This is a genomic window from Kitasatospora sp. NPDC001159, from assembly GCF_053598235.1.
The window spans coordinates 1-9,371 of sequence record NZ_JBSFJV010000171.1 but is presented as its reverse complement, the minus strand read 5'-3'; the positions used below and the strand labels follow the sequence as shown (position 1 = coordinate 9,371).

8 protein-coding genes are annotated in these 9,371 nt (G+C 71.7%); 7 read left to right on the top strand and 1 reads right to left on the bottom strand.

Annotated features, from left to right (window positions below):
- Positions 1–96 precede the first annotated feature (96 nt).
- On the bottom strand, positions 97–1,236 hold the full coding sequence (locus ACWC9T_RS39385; RefSeq protein ID WP_449825854.1) for an alpha/beta hydrolase: 1,140 nt from the start codon (positions 1,234–1,236) through the stop codon (positions 97–99).
- Between the two features lie 305 nt (positions 1,237–1,541).
- On the opposite strand from ACWC9T_RS39385, the gene ACWC9T_RS39380 reads away from it, so the two are divergent.
- From ACWC9T_RS39380 to ACWC9T_RS39350, 7 genes are all read left to right on the top strand, one after another.
- The gene (locus ACWC9T_RS39380; RefSeq protein ID WP_449825853.1) at positions 1,542–2,567 is read left to right on the top strand and encodes a substrate-binding domain-containing protein; all 1,026 of its coding nucleotides are present in this window, start codon (positions 1,542–1,544) and stop codon (positions 2,565–2,567) included.
- Positions 2,564–3,604: an ABC transporter permease gene (locus ACWC9T_RS39375; protein ID WP_449825852.1), complete on the top strand. Its 1,041-nt coding sequence runs from the start codon at positions 2,564–2,566 to the stop codon at positions 3,602–3,604. The genes ACWC9T_RS39380 and ACWC9T_RS39375 overlap by 4 nt, the downstream gene beginning before the upstream one ends.
- A 100-nt stretch (positions 3,605–3,704) precedes the next feature.
- The gene (locus ACWC9T_RS39370) at positions 3,705–4,517 is read left to right on the top strand and encodes an ATP-binding cassette domain-containing protein (protein WP_449825850.1); all 813 of its coding nucleotides are present in this window, start codon (positions 3,705–3,707) and stop codon (positions 4,515–4,517) included.
- The gene (locus ACWC9T_RS39365; protein ID WP_449825849.1) at positions 4,514–5,620 is read left to right on the top strand and encodes an ROK family glucokinase; all 1,107 of its coding nucleotides are present in this window, start codon (positions 4,514–4,516) and stop codon (positions 5,618–5,620) included. Before ACWC9T_RS39370 ends, ACWC9T_RS39365 begins: the two co-directional genes overlap by 4 nt.
- Before the next feature lie 226 nt (positions 5,621–5,846).
- Positions 5,847–7,634, top strand: coding sequence for a gamma-glutamyltransferase (gene ggt / locus ACWC9T_RS39360; protein WP_449825848.1), 1,788 nt, complete (start codon positions 5,847–5,849; stop codon positions 7,632–7,634).
- A 100-nt stretch (positions 7,635–7,734) separates the two neighbouring features.
- On the top strand, positions 7,735–8,538 hold the full coding sequence (locus ACWC9T_RS39355; RefSeq protein ID WP_449825847.1) for an exodeoxyribonuclease III: 804 nt from the start codon (positions 7,735–7,737) through the stop codon (positions 8,536–8,538).
- A gap of 162 nt (positions 8,539–8,700) precedes the next feature.
- On the top strand, positions 8,701–9,288 hold the full coding sequence (locus ACWC9T_RS39350; RefSeq protein WP_449825846.1) for a hypothetical protein: 588 nt from the start codon (positions 8,701–8,703) through the stop codon (positions 9,286–9,288).
- The last annotated feature ends 83 nt before the right edge of the window (positions 9,289–9,371 follow it).

Sequence of the window (9,371 nt, the reverse complement as noted above, 5' to 3'; positions counted from 1 at the left end):
GACAGGGCGGGCACAGGTTCCACGGGCGGAGCGCGCGGACATGCCGGTGGACGGACGGCGGGTCGTCGTCTCGGCCTCGGCCGTGACGGTCGGTCACTACTGTGCGGGGATGATCGTGGTCAGCCACTCGAAGGCGCTCGGGACCATCCGCTTCCACATGTCGGTGGTGTGCGGGCCGGTGCTCTCCTCGACCTGGACCTTGGTCGGATCCTTGGCCGCGGCGGCGATCGCCTGGGCGTCCTCGTAGCCGTCCCCCTTGGCGCCGCTGACCAGCAGGGCGACCTTCGGCGGCTGCTGGGCGGTCTTGAGGATGTTGACCGGGTTGTTGGCCTCGCGCAGCTTCGGGTCCTTGCCGACCAGCGAGTCCTGCTCGGCCCCGGGGTCGTTGTAGCCGGACATCGCGATGGCGGCCCGGTAGCGGTTGGGGTGGGCCACCGAGAGCTTGGCCGCGCAGTGGGCACCGGCCGAGTAGCCGGCGATCGCCCAGCGGTCCGACGACGGGTCGGCGCGGAAGTTGTCCATCACCATCTGCGGGACGTCGCGGGTGATCCAGGCGTCGGCGTTGATCTTGCCGGGGATGTTGGTGCAGCCCGCGTCCTGGTGGTTGTCCAGCAGCAGGGTGCGCGGCGAGACCAGGATGAACGGGGCGACCTTGCCCTGCTGCATCAGCGGCTTGAGCTGCTCGGACACCTTGAGGGTGCCGTACCAGGTGGAGGACGAGCCGGGGTAGCCCGGGATCAGCTCGACGACCGGGAACTTCTTGTCCTTGAACGCGGGGTCGTTGTACTGCGGCGGCAGCCAGACCAGCACCTCGCCGTCGACGCCGGAGACCTGGCCCTTGAGATCGGTCTTCTGGACGTCGCCGGGCACCGCCGGGTCGTTCACGCCGCCGAACTTCTGCAGCACCTTCGGCGGCTGCTTGCCAGCGTCGCCGGACTGGCCGTTCTGGGCGGTGCCCGCGGCCGGGTCCGCCGGAGGCACCGGGGGCACCGCGCGGACGTGGTCACCGGTGCCGAGCAGGTCGTCCCAGTTGCCGTAGATCAGGTTGGCGTTGTTGACCATCACGAAGACCATCAGCACAGCCGTGACCTGGCAGAACATGATCATGACGAGCCGGGAGAGGATCTGCACCGGTTGGGGGCCGCGCACCTTCCCCCAGAACAGCAACGCCACTGTGATGGAGACCGGCACAAGGATGACGGTGAGGATGAAGAATGGCGTACCTGTCAGTTCCATCAAGTTCTCGTATCCGGGGTCGCTCGCCGCCCGGGCCCCACTCGCCCGGACGCACGTCAATGGCATCAGACGGCTGAGAACCGGTGATCGGTTGCCGTCCGAATCTGTGCGGAACCTGAGAGGAACATCACGTTGCCGTGATGCCCCTGTTTCGGATCGGCGCCTAGTCTGCCACCCGGACGGCCGTGGTCCGGACCAGATGCTCAGCGAACTACCAGGAAGGTCCCCCGAGGCACCTTACAACCCGTGCCGTTCGCGGCACCGGGCGAGGCGGTGCGATCCCGTGCGGCCGGGCCAGAGAGACTATGGGGATGAGCACAACCCGCTTTCGCCCGTCCCGCCGCCTCTGGCCCGTGTGCGCCGTCCTGGCCCTCGCGGTCACCGCGGCCGGTTGCAGCAGTACCGGAGGCAGACGCGCCGAGGAGGCCCGCGCCAAGGCCGCGGCCGCCGGCGGCAGCGCCGTCACCACCCCGCGCTGGAAGGTCGCCATGGTGACCCACGCCGGTGCCGGCGACGCCTTCTGGGACAGCGTGCGCAAGGGCGCCGAGCAGGCTGCCGCCAAGGACAACATCACCTTCTTGTACTCCAACGACGCGCAGACCCAGAACCAGGTCCAGCTCGTCCAGGCCGCCATCGACCAGAAGGTCGACGGCCTGCTGGTCACCCTCGCCAAGGGGGACGCCATGGCCGACGTCCTCGGCAAGGCCGAGGCGGCCGGCATCCCGGTGATCACCATCAACTCCGGCCAGGAGTTCTCCGCCAAGTTCGGCGCGCTCACCCACATCGGCCAGGACGAGACCACGGCTGGCCAGGCGGCCGGCGCGGAGCTGGCCTCCCGTGGCCGCAAGAGCGTGCTCTGTGTGATCCACGAGCAGGGCAACGTCGGCCAGGAGCAGCGCTGCTCCGGCGCCCAGTCCAAGTCCGGCGCCGCCTTCCAGGTCCTCTACGTCAACGGCGTCGACATGCCTGACGCCCGCGCCGCGATCTCCGCCAAGCTCCAGGCCGACCCCGGCATCGACACCGTGCTCACCCTCTCCGGCCCGATGGCCGCCACCGGGCTGCAGGCCGCCCAGGACGCCCACCGGAACGTCGAGCTGGACACCTTCGACCTCGGCCAGCAGGTGGTGGCCGGCCTCAAGTCCGGCAGCGTCGGCTTCGCCGTTGACCAGCAGCCCTACCTCCAGGGCTACGAGGGCGTCGACCTGCTCTGGCTGTACAAGTCCAACCTGGACATGCTCGGCGGCGGCAAGCCCGTCGCGACCGGCCCGCAGATCCTGACCAAGGACAACGCCGACGCGCTCGCCGAGTACGTCGCGAGGGGGACCAGGTGAGCGCGCCGAGCACCCCGGACCTGCTTGTTCAGGACCGCCCGGCGGCCCTGCGGCGGCTGCTCGCCCGCCCGGAGCTCGGCTCGCTGATCGCCGCCGTCGCGGTGTTCGCGGTCTTCGCCGTCGTCGCCGAACCCTTTCTGCGGGTCTCCTCGCTGGGCACCGTGCTCTACGCGGCGTCCACCATCGGGATCATGGCCGTGCCGGTCTCGCTGCTGATGATCGGCGGCGAGTTCGACCTGTCGGCCGGCGTCCTGGTCACCACCGCCGCGCTGACCTCCTCGATGGTCTCGTACCAGTTCACCGCGATCACCTGGGTCGGCGTCCTGGTCTCGCTGGCGACCACCCTGGCGATCGGCTGGTTCAACGGCTGGATGCTCGGCCGCACCAAGCTGCCCAGCTTCATCGTCACCCTGGGCACCTTCCTGATGCTGACCGGCGCCAACCTGGGCGTCACCAAGGCGATCTCCGGGACGGTCTCCACCAAGTCGATCGCGGACATGCAGGGCTTCGAGACGTGCCGCTGGCTGTTCGCCTCCGAGGTGAACATCGGCGGTCTGGCGATCAAGGCCACCGTCTGGTGGTGGCTCGGCCTGCTGGTGGTCGGCAGCTGGGTGCTGATGCGCACCCGCTTCGGCAACTGGATCTTCGCCGTCGGCGGCGACGCGGCCGCCGCCCGCGCGGTCGGCGTGCCGGTCGCACGGACCAAGACCGTGCTCTACCTGGGCGTCGGCTTCGGCGCCTGGGTGCTCGGGCAGCACCTGCTGTTCTCCTTCGACACCGTGCAGTCCGGCGAGGGCGTCGGCAACGAGCTGATCTACATCGTCGCGGCGGTCATCGGCGGCTGCCTGATCACCGGCGGCTACGGCTCGGTGGTCGGCTCCGCGCTGGGCGCGCTGATCTTCGGCATGGCCGGCAAGGGGATCATCTACGCCCAGTGGAACCCGGACTGGTTCAAGTTCTTCCTCGGCGCGATGCTGCTGCTGGCCGCGCTGCTCAACGCCTACGTCAAGCGCCAGGCGGAACGGGGACCGCGATGAGTGAGCGATCGGGGTACCCCCGGCCGGAGGCTGGGGGAGAGCGGATCATCGAGAGGCGCGTGTGGGCGAACGCCCCTGCCGAGCGAAGCGAGGTGGGTGCATGAGCGACGAGCTTCTGTCCCTGGAAGGTGTCGGCAAGACCTACGGGACGGTCCGGGCGCTGCAGGACGTCTCGCTCACCCTGCGGGCCGGCGAGATCAGCTGCGTGCTGGGCGACAACGGGGCCGGCAAGTCCACCCTGATCAAGATCATCGCCGGGCTGCACCAGCACGACGAGGGCAGCTACACCATCGGCGGCGACGAGGTCCGTTTCGACTCCCCGCGCCAGGCCCTGGACCGCGGCATCGCCACCGTCTACCAGGACCTCGCGGTCGTCCCGCTGATGCCTGTCTGGCGCAACTTCTTCCTCGGCTCCGAGCAGGGCGTGCGCCGCTGGGGCGGCCTGCGCCTGGACGCCGACGGCATGCGGGCCACCACCCGCGAGGCGCTCGCGAAGATGGGCATCGACCTGCACGACGTCGACCGGCCGATCGGCACCCTCTCCGGTGGCCAGCGCCAGTGCGTGGCGATCGCCCGCGCCGTGCACTTCGGCGCCAGGGTTCTCATCCTGGACGAGCCGACCGCGGCGCTCGGCGTCAAGCAGTCCGGGGTGGTGCTCAAGTACGTCACCGCGGCCCGCGACGCCGGGCTCGGGGTCGTCCTGATCACCCACAACCCGCACCACGCCTACCTGGTCGGGGACCACTTCACCCTGCTCAAGCGGGGGCGGATGGCCGGCAGCCACCCGCGCGCCGAGATCGGTCTGGAGGAGCTCACCACCGAGATGGCGGGCGGCTCCGACCTCGCCGAGCTCTCGCACGAGCTGGCCCGACCGAACGACACCACGTCCAGTGAGGAGCGTCCGCAGCCGTGACCAGCCCCCAAGGCAGCACCCGGCCGGCCGTCCTGCCCACCCTGCTCGGCCTCGGCCCGCGCGCCGAGCGCCGACGCCGCGCCCTGCCCGCGGGGATACTGCGGCTGCCCACCATCGGCGTCGACATCGGCGGCACCAAGGTCGTCGCGGGGGTCGTCGACGGTGAGGGCAAGGTGCTGGAGAAGCTGCGCACCGACACCCCCCACAAGAGCAAGAGCCCCAAGGTCGTCGAGGACGTCATCGTCGAGCTGGTGCTGCAGCTCGCCGACCGGCACGACGTCCACGCGGTCGGCATCGGCGCGGCCGGATGGGTCGACGCCGACCGTTCCCGGGTGCTCTTCGCCCCGCACCTCAACTGGCGCAACGAGCCGCTCCAGCAGGCGCTCAGCGAGCGGCTGCGGTTCCCGGTGATCGTGGAGAACGACGCCAACGCGGCCGCCTGGGCCGAGTGGCGGTTCGGCGCGGGCCGCGGCGAGGACCACATGGTGATGCTCACCCTGGGGACCGGCATCGGTGGCGCGGTCGTCCGGGACGGCTACGTCGACCGGGGCAAGTGCGGCCTGGCGGGCGAGTTCGGGCACATGCAGGTGGTGCCCGGCGGCCACCGCTGCCCGTGCGGCAACCGCGGCTGCTGGGAGCAGTACTCCTCGGGCAACGCGTTGGTGCGGGACGCCCGTGAGCTGGTCGCCGAGGAGTCCCCGGTGGTGCAGCCGCTGCTCGCCCGGGCGGGCGGCGCGGTCGAGGGCATCACCGGCCCGCTAGTCACCGAGGCCGCCCAGGGCGGCGACCCGACCGCGACCGAGTTGCTCTACGAGGTCGGCACCTGGCTCGGCGTCGGCATCGCCAACCTGGCCGCCGCCCTCGACCCGGGCCGCTTCGTCATCGGCGGCGGCGTCTCCGAGGCCGGCGACCTCCTCCTCGGCCCTGCTCGCGACACCTTCCGTCGCACCCTCACCGGCCGCGGCTTCCGCCCCGAGGCCACGATCGTCCACGCCGCCTTGGGCAACGAGGCCGGCCTCGTCGGCGCCGCCGACCTGGCCCGCCAGGTCGCCCGACGCTTCCGCACCATCAAGCGACGGCGGGTGGAGCGCAGCGCGCTGTAGGGGCAGGCACTTGCCGCGCGCTTCGGCGGCGGGCAACTTGCAGCTGACAGATTTCATCCAACAGATTTCGTCTTCTGTTCGATGAAATCTGTCAGCTGTTTTCTGTTCCCTGCCCCGCCCTTTCCGTCGATCCGTCAACTACCCGTCGGTAGCTGCGCAGTGTGGTTGTCGGATCATGTCTCTTGTGGAACAACTGATGAGTTGACGTCGAATCAGGAGGACTCGGATGAGGGCTCTGACCCGCCTCGCGCCATCACTGCTGATCGCCACCGCTCTGATATGGGCCACCACCGGGCCGGCCGGGGCCGCGGCGCCGCCGCCGAAGGTGCCGGAGGCGGTGGGGTGGGGCGGGGCAGTGGCCAGTGTGGACGCCGACGCGACCGCGGCCGGGATCGAGGTGCTGCGCAGGGGCGGGAACGCCGTGGACGCGGCGGTCGCGGCCGCGGCGGCGCTCGGGGTGACCGAACCGTACTCGTCCGGGATCGGCGGTGGTGGGTACTTCGTCTACTACGACCACGCCACCGGCCGGGTGCACACCATCGACGGCCGTGAGGTGGCCGGCCGCACGGCCGACAGCGGGCTGTTCCTGGAGGACGGCAAGCCGCTGGCCTTCGCCGACGCCGTCACCAGCGGCCTGTCCGTCGGCGTCCCCGGCACCCCCGCCACCTGGGACTCCGCGCTGCGCCAGTGGGGCACCCGCTCGCTCGCCCAGAACCTCGAACCCGCCGAGCGGATCGCCGAGAACGGCTTCGTCGTCGACGACACCTTCCGCGCTCAGACGGCCGACAACTACGACCGGTTCAAGGACTTCCCGGCCACCGCCAAGCTCTACCTGCCCGGCGGCAAGCCCCCCGAGGTCGGCACCGTGCTGCGCAACCCCGACCTCGCCGCCACCTACCGGCTGCTCGCCAAGGACGGCGTGAAGGCCTTCTACCAGGGCGAGTTGGCGAAGGACATCGTCAACGCCGTGCAGCACCCGCCAGTCGACCCGGCCTCCGGCCGCAACGCCCGTCCCGGGAAGGTCGACACCGCCGACCTGGCCGCCTACCAGGTCCGCCGCCAGGCGCCCACCCACGTCGCCTACCGCGACTACGACGTCTACTCGATGGCCCCGTCCAGCTCCGGCGGCACCACCGTCGGCGAGGCGCTCCACGTCCTGGAGGACGGCGACCTCTCGACCTACAGCGGCACGCAGTACTACCACCACTTCCTGGACGCCTCCCGGATCGCCTTCGCCGACCGCAACCGGTGGGTCGGCGACCCGGCCTTCAGCGACGTCCCGACCAGGCAACTGCTCTCCGAGCGCTACGCAGCCTCCCGGGCCTGCCTGATCAGCCCCGACCGCGCCCTCACCAGCCCGCTCGCCCCCGGCGACCCGCGCCACCCGGCCGACTGCGCCGACACCGGCCAGGCCGTCGCCGAGCCGTACGAGGGGCCGAACACCACCCACCTGACGGTCGCGGACCGTTGGGGCGACATCGTCTCGTACACCCTCACCATCGAGCAGACCGGCGGCAGCGGCATCACCGTCCCCGGCCGGGGGTTCCTGCTCAACAACGAGCTGACCGACTTCGACTTCGCCCCGCTCACCGCGGGCGTGCCCGACCCGAACCTGCCCGGCCCGGGCAAGCGGCCGCGCTCCTCGATGTCCCCGACCGTCGTGCTGCGCGACGGCGAGCCGCTGCTGGCCACCGGCAGCCCCGGCGGCGCGACCATCATCACCACCACCCTGCAGGTGCTGCTCGGTCGCCTCGACCGGGGCCTGAGCCTGGAGCAGGCCATCGCCGCTCCGCGCGCCAGCCAGCGCAACACCGTCGCCACCCAGGCCGAGCCCGGCTTCCTGGCGCTGCCCGAGCGGGCCGGGTTGGAGGGTCTCGGGCACCGGTTCACGTCCGTGGCCGAGATCGGCGCCGCCACCGGCGTGGAGCGGCTGCCGGACGGCCGCTGGGTGGCCGCCGCCGAACCGGTGCGGCGCGGCGGCGGCTCGGCCGCGGTGGTCCGACCCGCGGGCTGATCGGATCGGCCTGTCAGCGGCGGGCGGTATGTTCGGGGTGGGCCTCCCTCGGGGTCCACCCCCGTCCGTACCGACCGAACCACCGGGAAGGCCGCCCGCCGTGACCGTCCGCATCGCCACCTGGAACATCAACTCCGTCACCGCGCGGCTGCCCAAGCTCCTGGAGTGGCTGGAGAGCGCCAAGCCCGACGTGCTCTGCCTCCAGGAGCTCAAGTGCGCGGCCGACGCCTTCCCGTACGACGAGGTCCGCGAGCTCGGCTACGAGACGGCCGCGCACGGCACCGGCCGGTGGAACGGCGTCGCCATCGTCTCCCGGCTCGGCCTGGAGGACGTCGTGCGCGGCCTGCCCGACCAGCCCGGCTTCCTCGCCGACGGCGCCATGCTGCCCGACGTCGAGCCGCGTGCGATCGCCGCCACCTGCGGCCCGGTCCGGGTCTGGTCGGTCTACGTGCCCAACGGCCGCGAGGTCGGCCACGCGCACTACCAGTACAAGCTGGAGTGGCTGGAGGCGCTGCGCAGGGCGTCCGTCGAGGACGCGGCCGGCCCGCGCCCCTTCGCCGTCCTCGGGGACTTCAACATCGCCCCCGCCGACGAGGACGTCTACGACGTCGCCGCCTTCGAGGGCCTCACCCACGTCACCCCCACCGAGCGTGCCGCGCTGGAGGCGCTCGACGGGATCGGCCTGCACGACGTGCTACCGCGCCCGCTCAAGTACGACCGCCCCTACACCTACTGGGACTACCGCCAGCTGGCCTTCCCGAAGAACCGGGGCATGCGGATCGACCTCACCTACGCCAACAAGCCCTTCGTGGACGCGGTCACCGACAGCTACGTGGACCGCGAGGCCCGCAAGGGCAAGGGCACCTCGGACCACGCCCCAGTCGTGGTCGACCTCGACCTCTGAGTCACGATAGTCACGCTGGGTGACGGGCCGTCGCTCGAACGGTCCTGAGCGGTGGCCGGGCGCGAGGTGCCTGCCTACCGTCGGTGAATGACCGGGCGCAGTTGAAAGACCACGTGGACATGGGAGTCCCCGACTGCGCCCGAGAATCCCGGAGGTTCCGGCATGCGCCCCATGCGTACGGCCGCCGCCGCCCTGATCGGCGCGACGGTGCTGACCGGTCTGACGGCCCCCTTCGCATCCGCCAGGGACGGTGCGGCCTCGGTCAGCCCGACCCGGGCCGCACCGGGCCAGACCGTGAGGGTCACGGTCTCCTGCGAGAAGTCGGACAAGCCCGACGCCAAGACCATCGCCGCCCACTCCGCCGCCTTCGAGGGCGGCCCCGCGACGCTCACCCTGGGCGCCGACGGCAAGCACACCGGTTCCGCCCGGCTGGCCTCCCGGCACTCCGGGGACAGCAAGGTCGACGGCACCTGCCCGGACGGCGGCGCCTTCTCGACCAGCGTCACGGTCACCACCGTGACGGCCGCCGGCCCCGACAACGGCGTCGGCGACTGGGGCAAGGCGGCGGGGGAGTGGGCCGGCTCGCTCGGCCAGTCCGGTGCGGGCAGCCAGCAGGTCGCCCCGCACGGTGCGGTGACGACCGGCCTCGGCGGCTCGGTCGCGGGCAATCCGGCGGAGCTGGTCAGCGGCCTGGCGCTGGTCGTGGGCGGCGTCGGCGGCTTCTGGCTGCTTCGGAGGCGCGGTACCTGATGGCCCTCGCCTCCTCCGCGTTCCCGCGTCGCGCCGCCGGACCCAGTCCCACCGCACCCACCCCGGAACCGACACGGGGCGGC